The 23894-nt window shown below is 71.2% G+C and carries 22 protein-coding genes; 8 read left to right on the top strand and 14 right to left on the bottom strand.

The window, feature by feature from the left end:
• Together VIW71_RS11775 and dusB are read right to left on the bottom strand one after the other, a co-directional pair.
• On the bottom strand, window positions 1-1483 hold a 1483-nt coding region (locus tag VIW71_RS11775; protein WP_331622049.1), incomplete at its 3' end, for a pyruvate, phosphate dikinase.
• 493 nt (window positions 1484-1976) lie between these two features.
• Window positions 1977-3305, bottom strand: coding sequence for a tRNA dihydrouridine synthase DusB (gene dusB / locus VIW71_RS11770; RefSeq protein ID WP_331622048.1), 1329 nt, complete (start codon window positions 3303-3305; stop codon window positions 1977-1979).
• 165 nt (window positions 3306-3470) lie between these two features.
• Here dusB and VIW71_RS11765 point away from each other — a divergent pair, with 165 nt between their 5' ends.
• Window positions 3471-4889 (top strand): MFS transporter, encoded by a 1419-nt coding sequence (locus VIW71_RS11765; protein ID WP_331622047.1) that lies wholly within the window; start codon window positions 3471-3473, stop codon window positions 4887-4889.
• A 186-nt stretch (window positions 4890-5075) separates the two neighbouring features.
• On the opposite strand, the gene VIW71_RS11760 is transcribed toward VIW71_RS11765, so the two are convergent.
• Entirely contained in the window at window positions 5076-6458 is a 1383-nt protein-coding gene (locus tag VIW71_RS11760) for a glycine--tRNA ligase (protein ID WP_331622046.1), read from the bottom strand.
• Window positions 6459-6652: 194 nt separating this feature from the next.
• Here VIW71_RS11760 and VIW71_RS11755 point away from each other — a divergent pair, with 194 nt between their 5' ends.
• The 4 genes from VIW71_RS11755 to VIW71_RS11740 all read left to right on the top strand — a co-directional run bounded on the left by VIW71_RS11755 (window position 6653) and on the right by VIW71_RS11740 (window position 9907).
• Window positions 6653-7642 (top strand): metal ABC transporter substrate-binding protein, encoded by a 990-nt coding sequence (locus VIW71_RS11755; protein WP_331622045.1) that lies wholly within the window; start codon window positions 6653-6655, stop codon window positions 7640-7642.
• A 16-nt stretch (window positions 7643-7658) separates the two neighbouring features.
• Complete coding sequence (locus VIW71_RS11750; RefSeq protein ID WP_331622044.1) at window positions 7659-8429, top strand: metal ABC transporter ATP-binding protein; 771 nt, start codon at window positions 7659-7661, stop codon at window positions 8427-8429.
• Window positions 8429-9388, top strand: a complete 960-nt coding sequence (locus tag VIW71_RS11745) for a metal ABC transporter permease (protein WP_331622043.1) — start codon at window positions 8429-8431, stop codon at window positions 9386-9388. The genes VIW71_RS11750 and VIW71_RS11745 overlap by 1 nt, the downstream gene beginning before the upstream one ends.
• A 93-nt stretch (window positions 9389-9481) precedes the next feature.
• Window positions 9482-9907: a Fur family transcriptional regulator gene (locus tag VIW71_RS11740; protein ID WP_331622042.1), complete on the top strand. Its 426-nt coding sequence runs from the start codon at window positions 9482-9484 to the stop codon at window positions 9905-9907.
• A 173-nt stretch (window positions 9908-10080) separates the two neighbouring features.
• On the opposite strand, the gene VIW71_RS11735 is transcribed toward VIW71_RS11740, so the two are convergent.
• The 7 genes from VIW71_RS11735 to leuA form a co-directional block, all read right to left on the bottom strand.
• Window positions 10081-10878 carry an isoprenyl transferase gene (locus tag VIW71_RS11735; protein WP_331622041.1) on the bottom strand — a complete coding sequence of 266 codons (798 nt, stop codon included), beginning with the start codon at window positions 10876-10878 and terminating at the stop codon, window positions 10081-10083.
• 92 nt (window positions 10879-10970) lie between these two features.
• The gene (recO, locus tag VIW71_RS11730) at window positions 10971-11717 is read right to left on the bottom strand and encodes a DNA repair protein RecO (RefSeq protein ID WP_331622040.1); all 747 of its coding nucleotides are present in this window, start codon (window positions 11715-11717) and stop codon (window positions 10971-10973) included.
• Between the two features lie 87 nt (window positions 11718-11804).
• Window positions 11805-12497 carry a response regulator transcription factor gene (locus VIW71_RS11725; RefSeq protein ID WP_331622039.1) on the bottom strand — a complete coding sequence of 231 codons (693 nt, stop codon included), beginning with the start codon at window positions 12495-12497 and terminating at the stop codon, window positions 11805-11807.
• Entirely contained in the window at window positions 12494-13717 is a 1224-nt protein-coding gene (locus VIW71_RS11720) for a sensor histidine kinase (protein WP_414720730.1), read from the bottom strand. Before VIW71_RS11720 ends, VIW71_RS11725 begins: the two co-directional genes overlap by 4 nt.
• A gap of 215 nt (window positions 13718-13932) precedes the next feature.
• Window positions 13933-14235: a hypothetical protein gene (locus VIW71_RS11715; RefSeq protein ID WP_331622038.1), complete on the bottom strand. Its 303-nt coding sequence runs from the start codon at window positions 14233-14235 to the stop codon at window positions 13933-13935.
• Window positions 14236-14652: 417 nt separating this feature from the next.
• On the bottom strand, window positions 14653-15366 hold the full coding sequence (locus VIW71_RS11710) for a TerB family tellurite resistance protein (RefSeq protein ID WP_331622037.1): 714 nt from the start codon (window positions 15364-15366) through the stop codon (window positions 14653-14655).
• A gap of 268 nt (window positions 15367-15634) precedes the next feature.
• Window positions 15635-17395, bottom strand: coding sequence for a 2-isopropylmalate synthase (leuA, locus tag VIW71_RS11705; RefSeq protein WP_331622036.1), 1761 nt, complete (start codon window positions 17393-17395; stop codon window positions 15635-15637).
• Between the two features lie 308 nt (window positions 17396-17703).
• Here leuA and VIW71_RS11700 point away from each other — a divergent pair, with 308 nt between their 5' ends.
• Window positions 17704-18840 (top strand): M4 family metallopeptidase, encoded by a 1137-nt coding sequence (locus VIW71_RS11700; RefSeq protein WP_331622035.1) that lies wholly within the window; start codon window positions 17704-17706, stop codon window positions 18838-18840.
• A 15-nt stretch (window positions 18841-18855) separates the two neighbouring features.
• Window positions 18856-19122 carry a protealysin inhibitor emfourin gene (locus VIW71_RS11695; RefSeq protein ID WP_331622034.1) on the top strand — a complete coding sequence of 89 codons (267 nt, stop codon included), beginning with the start codon at window positions 18856-18858 and terminating at the stop codon, window positions 19120-19122.
• A 6-nt stretch (window positions 19123-19128) separates the two neighbouring features.
• Here the strand turns inward: VIW71_RS11695 and VIW71_RS11690 are convergent, their stop codons facing one another.
• The 3 genes from VIW71_RS11690 to VIW71_RS11680 all read right to left on the bottom strand — a co-directional run bounded on the left by VIW71_RS11690 (window position 19129) and on the right by VIW71_RS11680 (window position 21233).
• Entirely contained in the window at window positions 19129-19695 is a 567-nt protein-coding gene (locus tag VIW71_RS11690) for a DJ-1/PfpI family protein (RefSeq protein WP_331622033.1), read from the bottom strand.
• A gap of 128 nt (window positions 19696-19823) precedes the next feature.
• Window positions 19824-20822, bottom strand: a complete 999-nt coding sequence (locus VIW71_RS11685) for a GTPase Era (protein ID WP_331622032.1) — start codon at window positions 20820-20822, stop codon at window positions 19824-19826.
• 48 nt (window positions 20823-20870) lie between these two features.
• Window positions 20871-21233, bottom strand: coding sequence for a cytidine deaminase (locus tag VIW71_RS11680; protein WP_331622031.1), 363 nt, complete (start codon window positions 21231-21233; stop codon window positions 20871-20873).
• A 153-nt stretch (window positions 21234-21386) separates the two neighbouring features.
• Here VIW71_RS11680 and VIW71_RS11675 point away from each other — a divergent pair, with 153 nt between their 5' ends.
• Window positions 21387-21581, top strand: coding sequence for a hypothetical protein (locus VIW71_RS11675; protein ID WP_331622030.1), 195 nt, complete (start codon window positions 21387-21389; stop codon window positions 21579-21581).
• Window positions 21582-21848: 267 nt separating this feature from the next.
• Here the strand turns inward: VIW71_RS11675 and VIW71_RS11670 are convergent, their stop codons facing one another.
• Window positions 21849-23363 carry a vanadium-dependent haloperoxidase gene (locus VIW71_RS11670; RefSeq protein WP_331622029.1) on the bottom strand — a complete coding sequence of 505 codons (1515 nt, stop codon included), beginning with the start codon at window positions 23361-23363 and terminating at the stop codon, window positions 21849-21851.
• Window positions 23364-23894: the final 531 nt, after the last annotated feature.

Below are 23894 nucleotides of genomic sequence, written 5' to 3'. Positions count from 1 at the left end.
TCACACCAGCCGATACCGCGACCTTCGCTTGCGAGTCGACCTGCAGCGACTCGGCGCCGCACACGCAGGTCTTGCCCATGCCGCGGGCGACCACCGCGGCGTGCGAGGTCTTGCCGCCGCGGGAGGTGAGGATGCCCTCGGCGGCGACCATGCCGCCCAGGTCGTCGGGGTTGGTCTCGCGGCGGACGAGGATGACCTGCTCGCCGGAGCGCGACCACTTGACCGCGGTGTACGAGTCGAAGACCGCCTTGCCGACCGCGGCGCCGGGCGAGGCGGCGATGCCCCAGCCGATCCGCCGCACCGACCCGCTGTCCGCGACGGAGTCGTCGAAGCGCGGGAACATCAGCTGGGCGAGCTGTGCGCCGGTGACCCGCTGCAGCGCCTCGGCCTCGTCGATCAGCCCCTGGTCGACGAGTTGGGTGGCGATCCGGAACGCGGCGGCGGCGGTCCGCTTGCCGACCCGGGTCTGGAGCATCCACAGGTGGCCGCGCTCGATGGTGAACTCGATGTCGCACAGGTCCTTGTAGTGCGTCTCCAGCGTCTCCATGATCTTCAGGAGCTGGTCGTACGACGCCTTGTCGATCTGTTCGAGGTCGGCGAGCGGCACCGTGTTGCGGATGCCGGCCACCACGTCCTCGCCCTGCGCGTTCGGCAGGTAGTCGCCGTAGACGCCCTGGTGGCCGCCGGCCGGGTCGCGGGTGAAGGCGACGCCGGTGCCGGAGTCGGGGCCGAGGTTGCCGAAGACCATCGAACAGATGTTGACGGCGGTGCCGAGGTCGTGCGGGATACGTTCCTGGCGGCGGTAGAGCTTGGCCCGGTCGGTGTTCCAGGAGTCGAAGACCGCGCGGACGGCGAGGTCCATCTGCTCGCGCGGCTCCTGCGGGAACTCCCGCCCGGTCTCCTTGACCACGATCGACTTGAAGTCCGCCACGAGCTGCCGCAGGGCCGGAGCGTCCAGGCCGAGGTCGCTGTCGGCGCTTTCGGCCCGCTTGGCCTCCTCCAGCGCCTCCTCGAACAGTTCGCCGTCCACGCCCATCACGGTCTTGCCGAACATCTGGAGCAGCCGGCGGTAGGAGTCCCAGGCGAACCGCTCGTTGCCGGACTGCGCGGCCAGGCCCGCGACCGAGGCGTCGGACAGGCCGATGTTCAGGACCGTGTCCATCATCCCGGGCATGGAGAACTTCGCGCCCGACCGCACCGACACCAGCAGCGGGTCGTCCGGCTGGCCGAGCTTCTTGCCCATCCGCTGCTCCAGCGCGTCGAGGTGCGCACTCACCTCGTCGCGGAGCGCGGGCGGTTCGGCGCCGGACTCCAGGTAGACCCTGCACGCCTCGGTGGTGATGGTGAAGCCCGGGGGGACGGGCAGGCCGAGGTTGGTCATCTCGGCGAGGTTCGCACCCTTCCCGCCGAGCAGATCCTTGAGGTCTTTGTTGCCCTCAGTGAAGTCGTAGACGAGCTTCTGCTTCTTCTGTCGTGCCGACACGGGTCTTCGACTCCTCGCGTCCTGAATGCCCTGACGGCGGGGAGCGTACCCATCTCGAAGGCGATCCAGTACGTGCGTCAGCACGACACACGGGCGCAACCGCCCGTCTGCCGACACATCGAAAGCGAACGGCTTACCGCCGGGGTCGCGAGAACCGTTCACGAGTCGAACAGAGAACGCCGGAGAGCGAACCGTCACCACGATTCCGGACACGGTGAGTGAGGGTGGGCTCAAGCGGTTGGAGGCAGTCACGACCCCACCCCGCACTACGCATTCGAGAAGTGTCGCGCTCTTATGTGCGCTCGTTTGAGCGCAATCACTATCAAGCGTGGCATGAATCACGCGACACGACGGTGATCGATCTCACATAGTGGACACACCGAAGGGTGCGGGCACGTTCACAGGGGTCGAGACGCCAGGGGTCCGCGTACACGGCTCCGGACCCTTGTACGCGGCCACGCATCCTGGTACCGGTCGCGGCCCGGCGCGCCGCTCATCCGCCCGAGGTGTCCGCCTCCGCGTCCTCGCCGAGGGCCGCGCACTCGTAGGGGTCGTTGAGCCAGCCGTCCGGGAGGACGACACGCTTGCCGGGGGCGGTACGGCCGCGCGGGCCGTCGGCGTGCGCGGGCCACGGCTGGTCGTGGTCCAACCGGCCGAGGTGATCGTCGAGTTCGGCGAGCGAGGAGGCGGTGGCCAGGGCGCGGCGCGCCTCGGAGCCGACCGAGAAGCCCTTGGTGTACCAGGGCACGTGCTTGCGGAAGTCCACCACCCCGCGCGACTCGTCGCCCAGCCACTGGCCCAGGAGCTCGGCGTGCCGCCGCATCACGGCCGCGACCTCGCCGAAACGCGGCGTCGCGGGGGCACGGGAGGGACCGCCGAAGCCCCCGGAGCCGGCGGAGAGGCCGGAACCGGAACGCCCAAAGCCCCCGGGCCCCGCGGAGCCGCCGGAACCGGAACTCCCGGATCCCCCGGAGCCGGCCCCTTCGAACGCCGCCACCAGATCGCCGAAGAGCCACGGCCGCCCCAGGCACCCCCGTCCCACGACCACCCCGTCGCAGCCGGTCACCCCCATCATCCGCACCGCGTCCGCCGCACACCAGATGTCGCCGTTGCCGAGCACCGGGATCTCCGGGACGTGCTCCTTGAGCCGGGCGATGGCGTCCCAGTCGGCGGTGCCGCCGTAGTGCTGGGCGGCGGTACGGCCGTGCAGCGCGACCGCCGAGACGCCCTCCTCGACCGCGATCCGGCCCGCGTCGAGATAGGTCAGGTGGTCGTCGTCGATGCCCTTGCGCATCTTGATGGTGACGGGGAGCGTGCCCGCGTTGCCGACCGCCTCGCGCAGGATCGACCGGAGCAGGTTGCGCTTGAACGGCAGCGCGGAGCCGCCGCCCCTGCGGGTCACCTTCGGCACCGGGCAGCCGAAGTTGAGGTCGATGTGGTCGGCCAGGTCCTCGTCCACGATCATCCGGACGGCCTTGCCGACGGTCACCGGGTCCACGCCGTAGAGCTGGATCGAGCGTGGGCTCTCGGTGGCGTCGAAGTGGATGAGCTGCATCGTCTTCTCGTTGCGCTCGACCAGCGCCCGGGTGGTGATCATCTCGCTGACGAACAGCCCTTTGCCGCCACCGCTGCGGTCCGTCGGGGGACGGCCCCCGAACCCCCGCTCGCCCTCGGCGAATTCCCGGCACAGCGTCCGGAAGGGGGCGTTGGTGATGCCGGCCATCGGGGCGAGTACGACCGGCGGCCACACGGTGTGCGGGCCGATCCGGAGGGCGGCGGCACCCGTGTCGGAGGTCGGGGCCAGGGTGGCGTCAACGGTCATGGCGTCCATTGTCCCGTACCGCGCACACGGCGTGTCCCGTACGGGCTCACGGCCGGACGTCCCGCACGGCACTCGCGGCCGGGCCTCCGTACCCCGCTCCGCGACCGTACGAGATGGTTGTACGGTAAACATGTTCCGGCCGTACCACCATCGCAGGGAGCACGCATGCCCGAGCTGACCTCGCGGCGCCGCACGCTCGTCCTCGCCATCTGCTGCCTGAGCCTGCTGATCGTCAGCCTGGACAACACGATTCTCAACGTCGCGCTGCCGTCCATGCAGCACGACCTGCACGCCACCGTCTCCGGGTTGCAGTGGACGATCGACGCGTACCTGGTGGTGATCGCCTCGCTGCTGCTGCTCGCCGGGTCGACGGCCGACCGGGTCGGGCGCAAACGGATCTTCCAGACCGGTCTGGTGCTGTTCACCGCCGGCTCACTGCTGTGCAGCCTCGCGCCCGGCCTCGGCTGGCTGATCGCCTTCCGGATGGTGCAGGCGGCGGGCGGGTCGATGCTCACGCCGGTGGCGATGTCGATCATCACCAACACCTTCACCGACCCGCGGGAGCGGGCGCGGGCGATCGGCGTGTGGGGCGGGGTGGTCGGGATCAGCATGGCGGCCGGGCCGATCGTCGGCGGGGCGCTGGTGGAGTCGGTCGGGTGGCGGTCGATCTTCTGGATCAACCTGCCGGTGGGGCTGGCCGCGCTGGTGCTCACCGCTCGGTACGTCCCCGAGTCCCGGGCGCCGCGGGCCCGACGGGTCGACCCGGTGGGGCAACTGCTGGTCGTCGCGGCGCTGGGCACACTCACCTACGGAATCATCGAGGGGCCGGGCGCGGGGTGGACCTCGCCGCTGATCACCGGGTGCTTCGCGGTGGCCGCGGCGGCGGTGGCGAGCCTGGTCGCGTACGAGAAGCGGCGGACCGATCCGCTGATCGACATACGCTTCTTCCGCAGCGCGCCGTTCAGCGGCGCGACGGTGATAGCGGTGAGCGCGTTCGCGGCGCTCGGCGGCTTCCTCTTCCTCAACACGCTCTACCTGCAGAACGAGCGCGGCCTGTCCGCCCTGGACGCGGGCCTCTACATGGTGCCGATGGCACTGATGACGCTGTTCTTCGCGCCGCTGTCCGGGCGGCTGGTCGGCGCCAGGGGACCACGGCTCTCCCTGGTCCTGGCGGGCACCTGCATGACGGCGAGCGGCGTCCTCTTCGCGGCGCTGGACGCGCAGTCCGCCAACGCGCCGCTGTTCACCTCGTACGTCCTGTTCGGCATCGGCTTCGGTCTGGTCAACGCGCCGATCACCAACACCGCGGTGTCCGGGATGCCGCGCAGCCAGGCCGGGGTCGCCGCGGCGGTCGCCTCCACCAGCCGGCAGGTCGGCCAGTCCCTCGGCGTCGCCGTGATCGGCGCGGCGCTCGCCGCCGGCCTGCACACGGCCGCCTGGTGGATCGTCGTCGGCTGCGGCCTGTCCGTCCTCCTCGTCGGCACCCTCACCTCCGGCCGCTGGGCCCGCGCCACCGCGGAGCGCACCGCGGAGCTGCTGGCACCGGAGGCGGAGGAGCCGCGGATCGCGGCCCGGGCGCACTGACCGCACTGACCGCCGCACTGGCCGATGGCGCCGACCCCCACCGCTCGGACCGGCACACACCGGTCGCGCATGGGCACGCGGTTCCCCGCGCCCCCGCGGGGCGCCCCGGCCTTCGGGCTGGAAACCGCCGGGCGGACCGACCGAGTCCGCCCGGCGATGGCCGGGGCTTTCAAGGGCCTTCCGGGGTCAACAACCCCGCAGGCGAGTGGCTAGGTACCCCTCGACCTGATCCAGGGACACCCGCTCCTGGACCATCGTGTCGCGTTCCCGGACGGTGACCGCGTTGTCGTCCAGGGTGTCGAAGTCCACCGTGACGCAGAACGGCGTGCCGATCTCGTCCTGGCGGCGGTAGCGGCGCCCGATCGCGCCGGCGTCGTCGAACTCGATGTTCCAGTTCGCGCGCAGCGCCGTGGCCAGGCCCTTCGCCTTCGGGGAGAGCTCGGGGTTGCGGGAGAGCGGCAGGACGGCCACCTTCACCGGGGCCAGGCGCGGGTCGAGCCGCATGACCGTGCGCTTCTCCATGACGCCCTTCGCGTTGGGCGCCTCGTCCTCGTTGTACGCGTCGAGCATGAACGCCAGCATCGCGCGGTTGACGCCGGCCGCCGGCTCGATGACGTACGGGAACCAGCGCTCGCCGGCTTCCTGGTCGAAGTAGGAGAGGTCCTGGCCGGAGCCCTTGGAGTGGGCCGAGAGGTCGAAGTCGGTGCGGTTGGCCACGCCCTCCAGCTCGCTGAACTCCTGGCCGCCGAAGTTGAACCGGTACTCGATGTCCACGGTCCGCTTGCTGTAGTGGGAGAGCTTCTCCTTGGGGTGCTCGTACCAGCGGATGTTCTCCTCGCGGATACCGAGGCCGGTGTACCAGTTCCAGCGCTCCTGCATCCAGAACTCGTGCCACTTCTCGTCCTCGCCCGGCTTGACGAAGAACTCCATCTCCATCTGCTCGAACTCGCGGGTGCGGAAGATGAAGTTGCCGGGCGTGATCTCGTTGCGGAACGACTTGCCCATCTGGGCGATGCCGAACGGCGGCTTGCGGCGCGACGTGGTCTGCACCTGGGCGAAGTTGACGAAGATGCCCTGCGCGGTCTCGGGCCGCAGGTAGGCGACGGAGCCGGCGTCCTGGGTCGGGCCGAGGTGCGTCTGGAGCATGCCGGAGAACTGCTTGGGCTCGGTGAACGCACCCTTGGTGCCGCAGTGCGGGCAGTTGACGTCGGCGAGGCCGTTCGCCGGGAGGCGGCCGTGCTTGGCCTCGTACGCCTCCTCCAGGTGGTCGGCGCGGAACCGCTTGTGGCAGGAGGTGCACTCGGTGAGCGGGTCGGAGAAGGTGGCGACGTGGCCGGAGGCGACCCACACCTCGGGGGCCAGGATCACCGAGGAGTCGAGTCCCACCACGTCGTCGCGCGAGGTCACCATGGCACGCCACCACTGGCGCTTGATGTTCTCCTTGAGCTCGACGCCCAGCGGCCCGTAGTCCCAGGCGGCGCGCGAGCCACCGTAGATCTCACTGCTCGGGAAAACGAAGCCACGGCGCTTGCTCAGGCTGACGATGGTGTCGATCTTGTCGGCGGCCACGGTGCTCTCTTCAGTACGACGAAGCGGTCAGTTGTCCCAGATTACCGGCGTGTGCGGGGCGCATATCAAATCCGTTCGGCGGGCTGCAAGGACGAGCCGCGATCCCCGGCGCCCCGAGCGGCACCGGGGATCGCACCAGCCCCACCGCGAGCGGCAATTGACAATCGTTTCCAGTTAAGCTGAAAATGGTACTCATGAACAACAGTCGCCGTCTGATATCGGCCGCCGCCTTCGCCGGAGCCGCCGCGCTCGCCCTGCCGGCCCTCGCCGCGTGCTCCGACCCCGCGTCGGCGGGCGCCCAGGACGCCAAGAACGGCGGAAGGCTGAGGGTCACCGCGTCCTTCTATCCGCTGGAGTACCTGGCCGCGCAGATAGGCGGCGACCGCGTCAGCGTGACCGACCTCACCAAGCCGGGCGTCGAGCCGCACGACCTGGAACTCGCCCCCCGGCAGATCGCCGCCCTCGGGGAGGCGGACGTGATCGTCTACCTGCACGGCGTCCAGCCCGCGATGGACGCCGCGATCGAGCAGTCCGGTGTCAAGAACACCGTGGACGCCGCGAAGCTCACCACGCTGGCGGACCACGGCACCGAGGTGGACGGCCGGCACCACGCCACGGGCGACAACGGCACCGGCGCCGGGGAGGGCGCCGGTGCCGACCCGCACATCTGGCTGGACCCGGTGAAGTACGCCGAGGTCGCCAAGGGCGTCGGCACGGCCCTGGCGCAGGCCGATCCGGCGAACGCGGCGACGTACGCCAAGAACACCGACGCTCTGGTCGGCAAGCTGACCGCGTTGGACACCGAGTTCCGCGAGGGGCTGAAGAACCGTTCCTCCGACACCTTCGTCACCACCCACGCCGCCTTCGGCTACCTCGCCGAGCGCTACGGCCTGGTACAGGAGGCGATCAACGGCATCGACCCGGAGAGCGAGCCGAGCGCGGCCCGGATGAAGGCGCTCCAGGACCTGGCCGGAAAGAAACACGTCACCACCGTCTTCTTCGAGACGCTGGTCAGCGACAAGACCGCGAAGTCACTGGCCGGCGACCTCGGAGTGAAGACCGACGTACTCGACCCGGTCGAGGGCATCACGTCCACGTCCCGGGGCACCGACTACCTCCAGGTGCAGCGCAGTAACCTCAAGGCGCTCCAGGCGGCGCTCGGTGCGAAGCAAGGACTGGAGTAAGGACTTGGGACCACACATGACGACCATGACTGCGGACACGGTGGTGGAACTCCGCGACGCCAGCGCCTCGCTCGGCGCGCGGCCGGTGCTGCGCGGCGTCGATCTGACCGTCGGGCGCGGCGAGGTGGTGGCGCTGCTCGGCGCCAACGGCTCGGGCAAGTCGACGGCGGTACGGGCGGTGGTCGGCCAGGTGCGGCTCACCTCCGGTACGTGGGAGCTGTTCGGCACGCCGGGTGCCCGGTTCCGGCAGTGGGCGCGGCTCGGGTACGTACCGCAGCGCACCACCGCGGCCGGCGGGGTGCCCGCGACCGTACGCGAGGTGGTCTCCTCCGGGCGGCTGGCCCGTACCGGGCTGCGCTTCCCGGGCCGCGCCGACCGGGCGGCCGTGGACCGGGCGATCGGCCTGGTGGGCCTGGCCGACCGGGCGAAGGACCCGGTGGACGCGCTCTCCGGCGGCCAGCACCAGCGAGTCCTGATCGCCCGCGCGCTCGCCGCCGAACCCGAGCTGCTGATCATGGACGAGCCCATGGCCGGAGTCGACCTGGCCAGCCAGGACGTGCTCGCCGCCACCCTGCGCGAGCAGGTCGCCGGCGGCGCCACCGTCCTGCTGGTGCTGCACGAACTCGGGCCGCTGGAGCCGCTGATCGACCGGGCGGTGGTGCTGCGGGACGGCAGCGTCTGCTACACGGGCGGGCCGCCGAAGGGGGTCGGGCAGCACGCCCTGCCCGGCCACGATCACGTCCACCCGCACGCGCTGGAAGAAGACCGGACGGGGATGGCGGTCTGATGGACATCCTGAACTACGCCTTCATGCAACGGGCCCTGCTCGCCGCCCTGCTGGTCGGCGTCACCGCGCCGGCGGTCGGCACCTTCCTGGTCCAGCGCCGCCAGTCCCTGATGGGCGACGGCATCGGCCACGTGGCACTGACCGGCGTCGCGCTCGGCTTCCTGCTCCGGGTCAGCCCGGTGTGGATGGCCGTCCTGGTCTCCGCGCTCGGCGCCGTCGCGATGGAGCTGATCCGCTGGTACGGCAGGGCGCGCGGCGACATCGCGCTGGCCATGCTGTTCTACGGCGGCATGGCCGGCGGTGTGATGATCATCTACCTGGCGCCGAACGGCTCCAACGCGAACCTCACCTCCTACCTGTTCGGCTCGATCAGCACGGTCTCGCCGCAGGACATCCCGCCGATGGCCGGGCTGGCGGTGTTCGTGCTGCTGGTGGTGCTGGGCCTGCGGCGGCACCTGTTCGCGGTCTGCCAGGACGAGGAGTTCGCGCGGGTCAGCGGGCTGCCGGTGCGGGCGCTGAACCTGCTGCTCGCGCTGACCGCGGCGGTCACGGTCACGGTGGCGATGCGGGCGGTCGGGCTGCTGCTGGTCAGCGCGCTGATGGTGATCCCGGTGGCCGCCGCGCAGCAGGTCACCAAGGGGTTCGCGGGGACGCTCGCGCTCGCCATGACCATCGGGACGGTGGTGTCGCTGGCCGGCACGACGTTCTCGTACTACCAGGACGTGCCGCCGGGATCGAGCATCGTGCTCGCCTCGATGGCGGTGTTCCTGCTCTTCGCGCTGCTCGCGGCGCCGCTGGCGGCCCGCCGGGCGCGCCGGGCGGCACCCGCCGCCCGGCCGGAGGGCGGCGCGCTGGACGTCGAGGTGCGGACCGCCGACGCGCGGACCGACGTACGGAACGCCGACGTACGGGACCCGGACCTACGGGCGGGTGAGACGGCCGGGGCGCCGTTCGCGTAGCCCGCCGCGCGGGGCAGATTCCCCGCGGGCGCGGCTGGCACAATGGAGCCGTCCGGACAGGTGCACGATAACGACCCAGGAGGAGGTAAGCCGGTGACCACCGCGAACCACCCCGTGCGCGCCCGTTCGACCCGGCAGCGGGCGGCGGTGGCGGCGGCCCTCGAAGAGGTCGACGAGTTCCGCAGCGCGCAGGACCTGCACGACATCCTCAGACACCGCGGTGACTCGGTGGGCCTCACCACGGTCTACCGCACCCTCCAGTCGCTCGCCGACGCCGGCGAGATCGATGTGCTCCGCACCGGCGACGGCGAGTCGGTCTACCGCCGCTGCTCGGGCGGCGGCCACCACCATCACCTGGTCTGCCGCGCCTGCGGCAAGGCGGTCGAGGTCGAGGGCCCCGCCGTCGAGAAGTGGGCTGACACGATCGCCTCCGAGCACGGTTTTGTGGACGTCGCCCACACCGTCGAGATCTTCGGCACCTGTGCGGAGTGCGCTACCGGGCCGGCCACCGGGGAGTAGGGCGCCCCTTCGGCGCCCCCCGACACGGGGTGCGCGGACCCGTCGGGGGGCGCACCCGCGCGACCGGCCCCACCGGCCGGTGCCCGGCACGACCGGGGCGGGCGCCGGCCGGTGGGGGCCGGACCGCGGCACCGTCGTGGTGCGCGCCGCGCCCGTTGGGGCGCACCGGCCGGTCAGGCCTGCGCGGCGCCGAAACGGCGGTCGCGCTGGGCGTACTCCAGGCAGGCCCGCCAGAGGTCGCGGCGGTCGAAGTCGGGCCACAGGACGTCCTGGAAGACCATTTCCGCGTAGCTGCTCTGCCAGATGAGGTAGTTGGAGGTGCGCTGTTCGCCGCTGGGACGCAGGAAGAGGTCGACGTCCGGCATGTCCGGGTAGTAGAGGTACTTCGCGAAGGTCTTCTCGTTGACCTTGGCCGGGTCGAGGCGGCCGGCGGCCACGTCGCGGGCGAGCGCCTGGGCCGCGTCGGCGATCTCGGCGCGACCGCCGTAGTTGACGCAGAAGTAGAGGGTCATCGCGTCGTTGCCGACGGTCTGCTCCTGGGCGACCTGGAGCTCCTGGACCACGGACTTCCACATCTTCGGCATCCGGCCCACCCAGCGGATGCGGATGCCCAGTTCGTCCATCTCGTCGCGGCGGCGGCGGATGACGTCCCGGTTGAAGTTCATCAGGAAGCGCACCTCCTCCGGCGAGCGCTTCCAGTTCTCGGTCGAGAAGGCGTACAGCGACAGGTTCCTGACGCCGAGCTCCAGGCACCCCTTGAGCACGTCCATGACCACGCCCTCGCCGACCTTGTGGCCCTCGGTGCGGGGCAGGCCGCGCTCCTTGGCCCAGCGGCCGTTGCCGTCCATCACGACGGCGACGTGCCGGGGCACCAGTTCCCCCGGGATCTTGGGGGGCCGCGCGCCGGACGGGTGCGGGTCGGGCGTCCGGTACGAGGTTCGGGTTCGGGCCAGAATCCCGCGACGTGCCATGGTGGTACTTCTCCTGACGGTGTTCCTGACAGTGGGGGTGCCGCTGCTTCCTGACGCTACTGCCCGTCGCCGCTTCACGACGAACCGTGGCGCTACTTCTCCACGAACCGCAGCGATCGCAGCCCGCGTTCCAGGTGCCACTGGAGGTAGGCCGCGACCAGCCCGCTGCCCTCACGGCAGTGGCGGGGCTCGCAGGCGTCCGCGGTCTCCCAGTCGCCGCCCAGCAGCGCGCCGAGCAGTTCCAGTGCCTCCCGTGAGGGTACGACGCTGCCGGGCACCCGGCAGTCGCCGCAGACGACGCCGCCCGCGCCGACCGAGAAGAACCGGTTCGGCCCGGCCATGCCGCACTTCGCGCAGTCGTCGAAGCTGGGCGCGTAGCCGTTGACGGCCAGCGAGCGCAACAGGAAGGCGTCCAGGACCAGCCGGGGTTCGTGCTCGCCCGCCGCGAGGGTGCGCAAGGCCCCGACCAGCAGCAGGTACTGCTGTACTGCGGGTTCGCCCTCGTGGTCGGTGAACCGTTCGGCGGTCTCCAGCATGGCGGTGCCCGCGGTGTACCGCTCGTAGTCGGTGACGATGGCGCCGCCGTACGGCGCTATGGTCTCGCCCTGCGTGCACAGCGGCAGGCCGCGGCCGACCAGTTCCCCGCCGCGGGCGAAGAACTGCACGTCGACATGGCTGAACGGTTCCAGTCGCGCCCCGAACTTGGACTTGGTGCGCCGCACGCCCCTGGCCACCGCCCGCACCCGGCCGTTGCGCCGGGTCAGCAGCGTGATGATCCGGTCCGCCTCACCCAGCTTCTGGGTGCGCAGCACGATGCCGTCGTCGCGGAACAGGCTCATGGGCCCATTCTCGCGTACCGCGGGACGGCCGCGGACCGCGGCCCCGCCCCAGGGCCCCGGCCCGTGCCCTGCTCCGTGAGGCGCCGCTCAGCGGTCCGCGCCCGGTGCCACCAGCCCCGACTCGTAGGCCGCGATGACCAGTTGCGCGCGGTCGCGGGCGCCCAGCTTGCCCATGATCCGGCTGACGTGGGTCTTGGCGGTGAGCGGGCTGAGGCCCAGGGCCTCGCCCGCCTCGGCGTTGTTCAGGCCGCGGGCGACCAGCGTGAGCACTTCGCGTTCCCGTTCCGACAGACCCGCCAGCCGGGCCGGGGCCGGGGCGCTGACCTGCGGCCGGTCGGGCAGCCGGAGCACCCGGGCGATCAGCCGGGCGGTGGGCCCCGGCGACAGCAGCGAGTCGCCGGCCGCCACGGTACGGATCGCGTCCAGCAGGTCCGCGGGCTTGGTGTCCTTGACCAGGAAGCCGGACGCGCCCGCGCGCAGCGCCGCGACCACGTGCTCGTCGTCGTCGTAGGTGGTGAGCACGAGGATGCGCACCCCCGCCAGGTCGTCGTCCGCGGCGATCCGGCGGGTCGCCTCGATACCGTCCATCTCCGGCATCCGGATGTCCATGACGATCACGTCGGCGCGGGCGCTGCGGGCCAGTCCGACCGCCTCCAGGCCGTTCCCGGCCTGTCCGACCACCGCCATGTCGCGAGCCGACTCGACCAGCATCGCGAACGCGGCGCGTACCAGCGTCTGGTCGTCGGCGAGCAGTACCCGGATGGGCTCGGGCGTGGTCATCTGTGGTCCCCCCGGTGGTCCACGGTGAACGGCAGCTCGGCGGTGACCGCGAAGCCCGGCCCGTCGGGGCGCGGCCCCGCGGTGAGGGTGCCGCCGACGCTGCGGGCCCGTTCCCGCATGCCGACGATGCCGAAGCCCTCGGTGCGTACGCCCCCCGAGGGTTTCACGGGCCGGCCGTTGTCCTCCACCCGCAGGTGGAGGGCCGGGCCCAGCCGGTCCACCCGGACGTTCACCCGCGGGCTGGGCGCGCCCGCGTGCCGTACCGCGTTGGTCAGCGACTCCTGCACGATCCGGTACGCGGCGGCGCCGACCGCGGGCGGCACCGGCTCGGAACCGATGTCCACGGTCAGCTCCACCTGGGCGCCGGCCGCCTCCGCCGCCTTGGTCAGCGCCGGGATGCCGGCCAGGTCGGGCAGCGGCCCGTCGCCGTCCGCGCGCAGCACCCGCAGGGTGGTGCGCAGCTCGGCGCGGGCCTCCCGGCAGGTGTCCGCGATGGTGTCCAGTGCGCCGGCCACCGCGGTGCGGTCCAGCCGGCCGGGGTCGGCGACCAGGATGTGCGCGGCCACCGAGGTCTGCACGCCGATCAGGGTGATGCTGTGGGCGAGCAGGTCGTGCAGGTCGCGGGCGATCCGCAGCCGCTCCTCGGCGACCCGCCGGGCGGCCTCCTCCTCGCGGGTGCGCTCGGCCCGTTCGGCGCGCTCCACGATGGCGGCCACGTAGTTGCGGTGCATCCGCACCACCTCGCCGGCCACCGCGACGGCCACGATCCAGCCGGCGCTCTGCAGCATGTCGGTGCTCGCGTTGGGCTTGCCTATGGTGGACATCACGCCGACCATCGTGCCGATCACGGTGGGCAGCACCAGGAAGGTGCGGACCGGCGGACCGGCGACGGCCAGCGCGTAGAGGGCGACCATGGTGGACGGGAACGGCGCGCTCTGGATGTTCTCCAGGTAGTGGTACGGCGCCACGGTCACGACCATGCCGATCATGGTCCACATCGGGTACAGCCGCCGCCAGGCCAGCACCGCCGAGCCGGCCAGCAGCAGGGTCCACCCGAGGAAGTCCGGGCGGTGGCCGCCGATCTCCTCGGGCATGGTGGCCGCGAGCGCCGCCTCCACCACGAACACGAGCGCGGCGAAGCCCAGGTCACCGGGCGAGACGCGCGGCCTGCCGATCGCGGGCACTACGGGTGCGCGCCGGAGCGCGAGGCTGAGGGACACGCTTTCATCCTCCGTGATCGGCGGGCGGTCGGGAGCGGAGTTGTCGCGGACTTGTCGGTGACCGGACGGTTCTGCGGGGGTCTCGGTGACGGTGACGGCTTGCTGACGTTGTGACGCGGGTGCGTGGTGACCGTGTGGACCTCGGGGGCCGGCCCGGGTGTCCTCGCGGGGGCTGCGGACGCCCGGGCAGGCCGGATCACGGGGTGGGGCGGGCCTCACCCCGGCTGCGGGGCGGGCCGGGGCCCGGCGGTGACCGGTTCCCCGGAGTGCGGGTGGTCGTCACCGCCGGGGGACGTGCGTTCGTGGACCAGGACGAGGTCGGTGGCGCCGCCGCCGGGCATGGTCCGCCGGACCTTGCCGACCTGCGTGGACTGGGCGCTCGCCGACGGGTGGTCGACGGCGTCGTCGTGCTTGACGCCGCTCAGCCTGCCCGCGAAGAGGCCGGCAACGGCGAGGACGACGATCCGCAGGCCGAGCACGTTCCAGGGCAGGGCGTGGCGCTTCGTTGTCGTGGTCACCGGACCAGCGTCCCGGACGGGGCGGGGGTGGTACGTCGGGCCGGCGGCCGAACCGGGGGGTACTCCGGGGGTCTCACGGGGGGGGGTCGGTACTCCGTGGGGAGTAGGCGCGCCGGGGTCCGGGCCCTCCGGGGCAGGGGTCCGGCGTCGTGTAGGCACGGGCCTGGCGGCCCGCACATACACGTAAGTGTTCCGGACGCCTGCCCCTCCGACCCGCGCCCTCTCCCTCTGCGGCTCGTCGGGCCCAGCCACCTCCGACCGCCGCCCTTCCGAGGAGCGACACGTGGGTGGTGGACCGGTCAACGGGGACGGCACGTGGGTCGGTGGGCTGGTCGACGGGTGCGACAGGTGGGTCGGTGGACCGGCCGGTGGGGGGCGACCGGTGGGTGGGGCAGCCAGGGGGAAGGGGGTCAGGCGTCAGGAGGTGGTGGCCGCGGCGGCGAGGAGGCGGTCGATGTCGGGGAGGGGGATGGAGAGGCAGCGGCCGACGGATTCGAGGACTTCGCGTTCGGCGGGGAGGTAGGGGCCGTCGGCGAGGGCGATGTGGGCGCCCTGGAGGAGGACGCGTTCGCGGCCCTGGGGAAGGAGGTGGTCGGTGAGCGGTTCGAGCGCTTCGTGGAGCTCGATGGAGAGCCAACCGCCGCAGCCCTCGACGGCGTCGCCCGCGAAGGAGTCGGGGCCCAGTTCGGTGGAGGCCGCCCGGTAGCGGCCCTCGTCGGCGACGATCGCGGCGAGGAGGCCGAGGAGCTGGTCTTCCGTGCAGTCGGTGAAGCCGGCCGAGCGGACCGCGCCGACCGCGGCCTCGCGGGCCGGGCGGCCGGAGGCGCCGCCGGCGGTGAGGACGGCGAGCGCGATGGTGTGCACCGCGTCACGCAGCATCGCGGAGAAACGCGTGGTGGTGGGCCGGAGCAGCGCCTCCGGACCGTACTGCCGGTGGCAGGCGGTGCATTCGATGACGGTGCCGGCCGAGCCGCGGTTGAGCAGGGGCATGCCCAGTAAGGTCAGCCGCCGGGTGCCGGTTCTGCGGTGGTAGGCGCGGTCGCCGCCGCACTCGGGGCAGAAGAACTCGCCGTCGCCCTCCGTGTGCCAGGCCGTCCGCACACCCCAGATACACAGCCCCAGCCTCTTCACGCTGCACCCTCCGGCCGTCTTCGTCCCGGTACGCACCAATCCCGCCCATGGGTGCGCGAGGACGCCCCGGCCACGGTGCCGTACTGCCGCGATGTTAGCCACAGTGGTGACGTGCAGTCAGTACCACGTACGGGGCCAATTCGCCTTCGTCGCCGTCCGGCGCCGCGTCGACGGCTGCCCCGCCGAGCTGCGAAGCCGCGGACAAGGCGGGTCCGGCCGCGACGGCCGCGGCCGGACCCGTCCCCGCACGTTCACCCGGAAGACTGGGTCAGCGGCCCGCACGGTTGACGGCGGAGACCACGGCCTGGAGGGAGGCGCGGGTGGTGTTGGGGTCGATGCCGATACCCCACAGCACGTGGCCGTCGATCGCGCACTCGATGTAGGAGGCGGCCTGCGCCGAGGCGCCCTCGCTCAGGGTGTGCTCGGAGTAGTCCAGCAGCCGGGCGTCCACGCCGATGGAGCCCAGCGCGTCGAAGAACGCGGAGATCGGGCCGTTGCCGGTACCGGTGAGCACGGTCTCCTCGCCGTCCACCACGGCCTCGACGGTGAGGGCGTCGGTGCCGTCGCTGGAGGTGGAGGTCTGCGCGGAGCGCAGCGAGATCCGGCCCCACGGGTTGTCCGGGGTGGGCAGGTACTCGTCCTGGAAGACCGACCAGATCTGGCCCGGGGTGACCTCGCCGCCCTCGTCGTCGGTCTTGGCCTGGATGATCCGGGAGAACTCGATCTGCATGCGGCGGGGCAGGTCGAGCTTGTGCTCGTTCTTCAGCACGTACGCCACACCGCCCTTGCCGGACTGCGAGTTGACCCGGATCACGGCCTCGTAGGAGCGGCCGACGTCCTTGGGGTCGATCGGCAGGTACGGCACCGCCCACTCGATCTCGTCCACGGTCCGGCCCTGGGCTGCGGCGTCGGCCGCCATCGCCTCGAAGCCCTTCTTGATGGCGTCCTGGTGGGAGCCGGAGAAGGCGGTGTAGACGAGGTCGCCCACGTACGGGTGGCGGGGGTGGACCTCCATCTGGGCGCAGTACTCGGCGGTCCGGCGGATCTCGTCGATCTGCGAGAAGTCGATCTGCGGGTCCACGCCCTGGCTGAAGAGGTTCATGCCCAGGGTGACCAGGTCCACGTTGCCGGTCCGCTCGCCCTGCCCGAACAGGCAGCCCTCGACCCGGTCCGCGCCGGCCATCACCGCCAGCTCGGCGGCGGCCACCGCCGTACCGCGGTCGTTGTGCGGGTGCGTGGAGAGGCAGATGTACTCGCGCCGCGACAGGTTGCGGGACATCCACTCGAAGCGGTCGGCGTGCGTGGAGGGGGTGGAGCGTTCGACGGTGGCCGGCAGGTTGAGGATGATCTCGCGGTCCTCCTCGGGCTGCCAGACGTCCATCACGCTCTCGCAGACCTCCAGCGCGAACTCCAGCTCGGTGTCGGTGAAGATCTCCGGCGAGTACTCGTAGCCGAAGACCGTCTCCTCGCCGAGGATCTTGTCGGCGTACTCCATCACCAGCCGGGTGCCGTCCACCGCGATCTGCCGGACCTGCTCGCGGGTGCCGCGGAAGACCACCCGGCGGAAGACCGGCGCGGTGGCGTTGTACAGGTGCACGGTGGCCCTTCGAGCACCGACCAGCGATTCGACAGTCCGCTCGATCAGCTCCTCGCGGGCCTGGGTCAGGACGGAGATCGTCACGTCCTCGGGGATCGCGTCCTGCTCGATGATCGAGCGTACGAAGTCGAAGTCGGTCTGCCCGGAGGACGGGAAGCCGACCTCGATCTCCTTGTAGCCCATGCGCACCAGCAGGTCGAACATCTCCCGCTTGCGGGCCGGCGACATCGGGTCGATCAGCGCCTGGTTGCCGTCCCGCAGGTCGGTGGAGAGCCACCGGGGAGCCTTGGTGATCCGGGCGTCCGGCCAGGTGCGGTCGGGCAGGTGCACCGCCTCGTACCGCCCGTACCTGTGGATCGGCATCGACGTGGGACGCTGGCTGGCGGTCGCGGTGGTGACGGGCGTGGCACGGCCGACACGGTTCATGGTCATGGGGGCTCTGGCTCCTCGGGGATCCGCTCGGGGCAGCCGACGGCGGCATGGACAACGCCCGACTCCGCGGGGAGGGGGTCGGCCTACGACTGCGGGCCCTCGCCGCGGCAGCTAAGAAGAAGCAGCCCGAAACGCATGATGGGTCCGACCTTAACCGAGCGCGGCGGCATCTCGCATTCCGGTGCGTAGTTCCTCTCAGTATGCAAGATGGACGGCTCTGTCCAGCAAAAACATGATCTTTCGCTCATTTTCGCTAATCATCGGGAGAATCGCAGACAGTGTGTGATCACCGTGCCACATTGCGTTGCATGGGAGTCTTCTGCACGATCGTGCCACCGCACGTACTCGACCAGCTCGCGCGAGGGGAGGACCGGGCGCTGTCCGACACCGCCCGGCGCACCCTCGAACACGACGCCCGCGAGCGGACCCGCCGCCGGCTGACCACGGTGCTCGGCCCGACGGCGCTGAGCGCCGCCGCCGTGGACCGCGCCGCCGCCTCCTCCGACCAGCCGCGACGCACCGTTCACGACGCGAAGCACCACGACACGCTGCCCGGCCGCAAGGTGCGCGGCGAGGGCGACAAGCCGTCCAAGGACCAGAGCGTCAACCGGGCGTACGACGGCCTCGGCGCCACCTTCGAGACGTACCTGCACGCGTTCGCCCGGCACTCGATCGACGACCGGGGGCTGCCGCTGGTGGCCACCGTCCACTATCTGCGGGACTACAACAACGCCTTCTGGAACGGCGAGCAGATGGTGTTCGGCGACGGCGACGGCGATATCTTCCTGGACTTCACCAGCTCGGTGGACGTCATCGGCCACGAACTCACCCACGGGGTCACCCAGTACACCGCCAACCTCGAGTACTACGGGCAGTCCGGCGCGCTCAACGAGTCCGTCTCCGACGTCTTCGGCAGCCTCATCAAGCAGCACGGGCTCGGGCAGAGCGCGCAGGAGGCCGACTGGCTGATCGGCGCGGGCCTGCTCGCGCCGGGCGTGCGGGGCGTGGCCCTGCGGTCGATGAAGGAGCCGGGCACGGCGTACGACGACCCGCGCCTGGGCAAGGACCCGCAGCCGGCCACGATGGACGACTACGTACACACGTCGCAGGACAACGGCGGCGTGCACATCAACTCCGGCATCCCGAACCGCGCGTTCTACCTGCTGGCCACCGCGCTCGGCGGCAACGCCTGGGAGGACGCGGGCCGGATCTGGTACGACACGCTCACCGGCGGCGCCGTGTCCGCCCGCGCGGACTTCGCGGAGTTCGCGGCGGCCACCGCGGCGGCGGCGAAGGCCCGCTACGGGGAGGGCTCCGAACTTTCCGCGGTGGTCGAGTCGTGGGAGCAGGTGGGTGTTACGGTCGCTGCGAAGAGCGGCACCGCGACGGCCGGTTCGGCGGAGGTGCCGCGCCAGCAGCCGCCCGCGCAGCCGCAGGAGGCCTGAACCGAGGGAGCGCCCGTGCGCATCGAAGTGACCCGCACGGGCGGCTTCGCCGGGATTCCCCGCCGGGCGGTGCTGGAGACCTCCGGCCGCCCGGACGGGCCCCACCTCGAATCCCTGGCCCGCGAGGTGGTCTCCGCCGCTCCGGCCCGGCCCGCCCCCGGCGTTCCGGACGGCTTCAGCTACGAGATCGCCGCCGCGGGCCGCACCGTCCACTTCGCCGACCCGCACCTCACGCCCGCCCAGCGTGAACTCGTGCAGGCGGTCCTGTCCGAGGGCGCGTAAGCCGGCTCAGTCGAGCGGTGCCGTCTTCCGCAGCACGTCGATGAAGGCCCGCATCCAGCCCGGGTGGTCGGGCCAGGCACGCGCGGAGACGAGCGTGCCGTCCACCACCGCGTCGCCGTCCTGGTACTCCGCCCCCGCCGCCAGGACGTCCGGTTCGAGCGCCGGATAGGCGGCGCTGCGCCGACCGGACAGCACGCCCGCCGCCGCGGAGATCTGCGGGCCGTGGCAGATCTGGGCGACGGGCTTGCCCTCGTGGAAGAAGTGCTCGACGATCCGCCGCAGTTTCGGGTCGTTGCGCAGGTATTCGGGCGCCCTGCCGCCCGGGATGACCAGTGCCGCGTACGCCGCCGGGTCGACGTCCTCGAAGGCGAGGTCCGCCGGCCATGTGTAGCCGGGCTTCTCGGTGTAGGTGTCGAAGCCGTCTTCGAAGTCGTGCACCACGAACCGCAGTTTCTTGACCGCCGGCGCGGCGATCTCGACCGCGTAGCCCTCCTCCCGCAACCGCTGGTACGGGTACAGCACTTCCAGGGACTCGGCCGCGTCCCCGGTCACCAGAAGGATCTTCACCGTCATCGTCCCGTCCCGTCCTCTCACTCCGCGGGCGCCGGGTCGCGGCGCACCCGTTCTCCACGATGCCCCACCGCGGCCCGGCTGTCGCTCCCGCGGACACGATTGAGTCGGTGCCGCCGGCCGCGCCCGGCTCAGAAGCCGAGTTTCCGCAGTTGCCTGGGGTCGCGCTGCCAGTCCTTCGCCACCTTCACGTGGAGGTCGAGGAAGACGGGCGTGCCCAGGAGCGCTTCGATGTGGTGGCGGGACTTGGAGCCGACCTCCTTGAGGCGGGCGCCCTTGGGGCCGATGATGATGCCCTTCTGGCTGGGGCGCTCGATGTAGAGGTTGGCGTGGATGTCGAGGAGCGGGCGGTCGGCGGGGCGGCCCTCGCGGGGCAGCATCTCCTCGACCACGACCGCGATGGAGTGCGGCAGCTCGTCGTGTACGCCCTCCAGCGCGGCTTCACGGATCAGCTCGGCGACCATGACCTGCTCGGGCTCGTCGGTGAGGTCGCCCTCGGCGTAGAGCTGGGGGCCCTCCGGGAGCAGCGGGACCAGCAGATCGGCCAGCAGCGAGACCTGGCCCGCCCGTCGCCCGCCACCACCCCTGTCCGAGGGACCGCGTCCCGCCCCTCCTACTTCGCCGACCGCGGAGACCGGCACGATCTCCGCCCACTCCAGGCCCAGGTCGCGGCCGAGCTTGTCGACGGCGATGAGCTGCTGGGCGAGCTGCTTGGAGTCCACCAGGTCCGTCTTGGTGACGATGGCGACCTTCGGGGTCTTCCTGATCCCGGCCAGCTCGCGCGCGATGTACGTGTCGCCGGGCCCGAGTTTCTGGTCGGCGGGCAGGCAGAAGCCGATCACGTCCACCTCCGCCCAGGTGGTGCGCACCACGTCGTTGAGACGTTCGCCGAGCAGGGTGCGGGGCTTGTGCAGGCCGGGGGTGTCGACCAGGACGAGTTGCGCGTCGGGCCGGTGCACGATGCCGCGCACGGTGTGCCGGGTGGTCTGCGGCCGGTTGGAGGTGATCGCCACCTTCTGCCCGACCAGAGCGTTCGTGAGGGTGGACTTGCCGGCGTTGGGCCGTCCGACGAAGCAGGCGAAGCCTGACCGGTGGGGCGGGGTTCCGGCGGAGGGGGTACGAGCGCTCATGCGCCCATTCTCCCCGATGCCGAGGGCTGCGCGGACGCCGCCGGCCGCTCAGGCGCTCACCGTCGTGACAACCGTGCCGTCCGGGGCCGCCACGATCAGCGGGGTGTCCGCGCCGCCGAGGTCCCGTAGCGCCGCGAGGTCGCTGTCCGCCGGGGTGTCGGTCACGGTGACCACCGCCGCCGCCTCCAGCGACTTCGCGCCGCTGGCCACCGCCATCGCGACCGCGGTCTGCACCGCGGTGAGCCGCAGGGACTCCAGGTCCACGGATCCGGCCACGTAGGTGCGGCCGGTCTCGTCACGGACGGCGGCGCCCTCCGGTACGGCGTTGCGGGCGCGGGCCGACCTGGCCAGCGTGACGAGCTTGCGGTCCTCGGGGTCCAGTTCTGCTGCGGCCAGCGGCGATTCGCTCATAGCCGCGATCATAGGACGTGCGGGACGAGGCGGAGGCGCGCGCCCGTCCGCGGGGCGTTCCGACCACTTCTCACGCTCCGTGTCCGGAGATGCGCGTCGTGCGACGCCCGCCTAGCCTGAGCGAAGCAGTGTCATCATTCGAGGTGATCCGACATGCTTCTGCACATTCCCCTCGTCATCGCCCTCGCCGCGATCACCCTGTTCCTGGGTCGCAAGGGCGCACTCAAACCCACCCACGGACTCGCCTGCGGCGCCTTCGGCTTCTACCTGGCCGACACCAGTTTCGCCGGGTCCATCCACGCGGCCGGCGCGGATCTGCTGAGCATGATCGGCCACTTCGGCGGCTAGTGCCGGTGATCGGGTAAACGCGGCAGTCCTGCTGGTGGTGGCCGCGCTGGTGGCGGCGGACCTCGGCCGGTCCCGGTGCCCCCCGCGTGCGCCCGGCACACACGGGTCTTTCTGAGTACGCCCCAATTCCGGGGCGTACGGCTACCGGCGGGGATCCCGGTCGCCGGCCGGACGACCGGGACCCTGCCGGGCCGGTTGTGCTGACTGTTACCCGTGTGCGTTACCTGCGGGCGTTGTTACCTGCGGCGTTGTCACCCGTGCCCGGGTTCACTTGATCGGGGCGATCGGCTTCGCGACAGGGCTCGGGCCCATGGTGCCGTCGATGTGCGCCTTGAAGAACGTGTAGATCTCCTTGCCGACCTGCGTGCCTAGAACCTTCGACGCCTCGGTGGCAGCCCGGAAGTGCACACCGCCGTCGATCCGGCTCTGGGCGCAGTCGTTGACGAAGTCCGTGCCCGTGTCCCAGTGCAGGGTGATGTCCTGGGCCGGCGTGAGGCCCGGCTCGAACACCGAGGAGCCCTTCGGGTAGGTGTAGCTGACGTCCACCTTGTCGGTGCCCTTGAAGAGCCGGTTCACCTCGGCGAGTTCGGCGCACAGGCTGGTCGAGCCCGAGGGGTACTCCGGGTGGTCGGTCACCGGCGCATAGCTGGTCCACTGGCTGGCGGGGATGTCGCGGACGGTGCCCTTGCCGACGCCGCCCCACGCGGTGACCTTCTTGTCACCGTAGACGTAGCGGATCGCGGTGAACGGACGCACCGTGTCGTACATGTACTTGTTCCGCCAGATGGGGATCAGCGTGTCGAACCCGCCGACGTTCGAGGCGGCGAAGCGGTGCACGAACTCGTCCAGGGAGACGTTCAGACCGTCCGTGACGCCCAGGGTGCCGCGACCGAAGGCGAGGAACTTGTCGTTGAAGAACTCGACGTTCACCTTCTTCCTGTCGGTCAGCGAGGCCGAGGCCGCCAGTACCTCGTCGACCTGCTTCTTGTACGCCGCCTTGTTGCGGGCGTTGCTGCTGGCCGGCACGGGGAGCACGTACTTGGTCGGGTCGATGTCGGTGAACGGCGCGGTGACCCCCATCTGCGGGGTGACAGCGATGTGCGACTTGAAGCTGCCGTTGCCCTGGGTCTCGATGCCGGGCTGGTAGTGCGAGGGGTCGTTCAGCTGGTAGGCCGAGTTGACGGGCTTGTAGCCGGTCCAGTCGGCGTACGGCTTCCGGTTGTACGTGACGCCGCCCTCGTCGCCGAGTTGGTTCATGCCGTCGTGGAGGCGGGCCTTCACGACCGTGTTGCCTGCCAGGTTGCCGATGCCGATCGGAGTGGTCGTGTTCTCCTGGTCGTCGTCCGGGTCGAGGCCGACGCTTTCCATCATCGCGCGCCAGTTGGCGTCGTACTTCGGCAGCATGCTCTCCAGCGCGCGGTAACTCGCGTACATGAGGGCGATGTTCTTGTTCTTGTTGGTGACGGCCTCGGACGCCGGGCGCCTGCCGAGGTTCGAGTAGAGGCCGATCGCGGTGGGGTGGTACGGCGCGATCGCGTCGAACCAGCCGGCCTCGACGAGGGCGGCGAGGCGGAAGATGGTGGTGGCGTCCATGCCGCTGGTGGACAGGCCCACCCGGGTGGGCTGCTCGGTGGCCGGGAAGATCACCTCGGTGGCGATGTTCCCGGTGTCGAAGTTGAAGCCCAGGGTGTTCTTGCCCTCATCGGCCGCGACCGTGGAGCCGGCCGAGGTCCCGGCGATACCGATGAGGGCGGCACAGACCAGGGCCGCCGAATAGCGCATGCGAGTACTTCCGAACCTGCGTGACGTCCTTGATTCAGCCATGAATCAGCAATTCCTCTCCGTGACAGCGAAGGGTGCGGACATGCGAATGCTGCGGACTGCGCGCCGTGGTACGGCGATTCCGGGCACGCGGACATGGCGAGGCCGCGGACGGCCGGAAAAAGCCATGCGGTGATGACAGGAATGTAAATCAACGCGCCCATTGACATGGGTGTGCACCAGGCGCGGGATGACCGCTTTCAGGTGTGCGGGGACAGTTGGCCGGGAATGGGTTGCCCAGCGATCGGTTGTCCAGGAATCGGGTTTCCGTGAAGGGGGACCGAGCGAATCAGAGCGCGGTACTCAGCGTCGGAGCCTGGCGGGACGGTTCGCGGGACGCCCACTCCGGTGCCGCACCCACGTCGGTTGAGGAGGTTCTCCGACCTTCATAACGGCCTCGCTTTTCCGCTCGACGGACAGCCTTCTGCCACTGCGGCGCGAACGCCGCGGTCCCCCAGTGTGGTGCCGTAGCCCTGTGCGGTGCGGTCAGAC

This window comes from Streptomyces sp. (assembly GCF_036524955.1).
Classification (GTDB): domain Bacteria; phylum Actinomycetota; class Actinomycetes; order Streptomycetales; family Streptomycetaceae; genus Actinacidiphila.
Note: the sequence above shows the minus strand (reverse complement) of the source record. Positions and strands in the feature narration are given on the sequence as shown.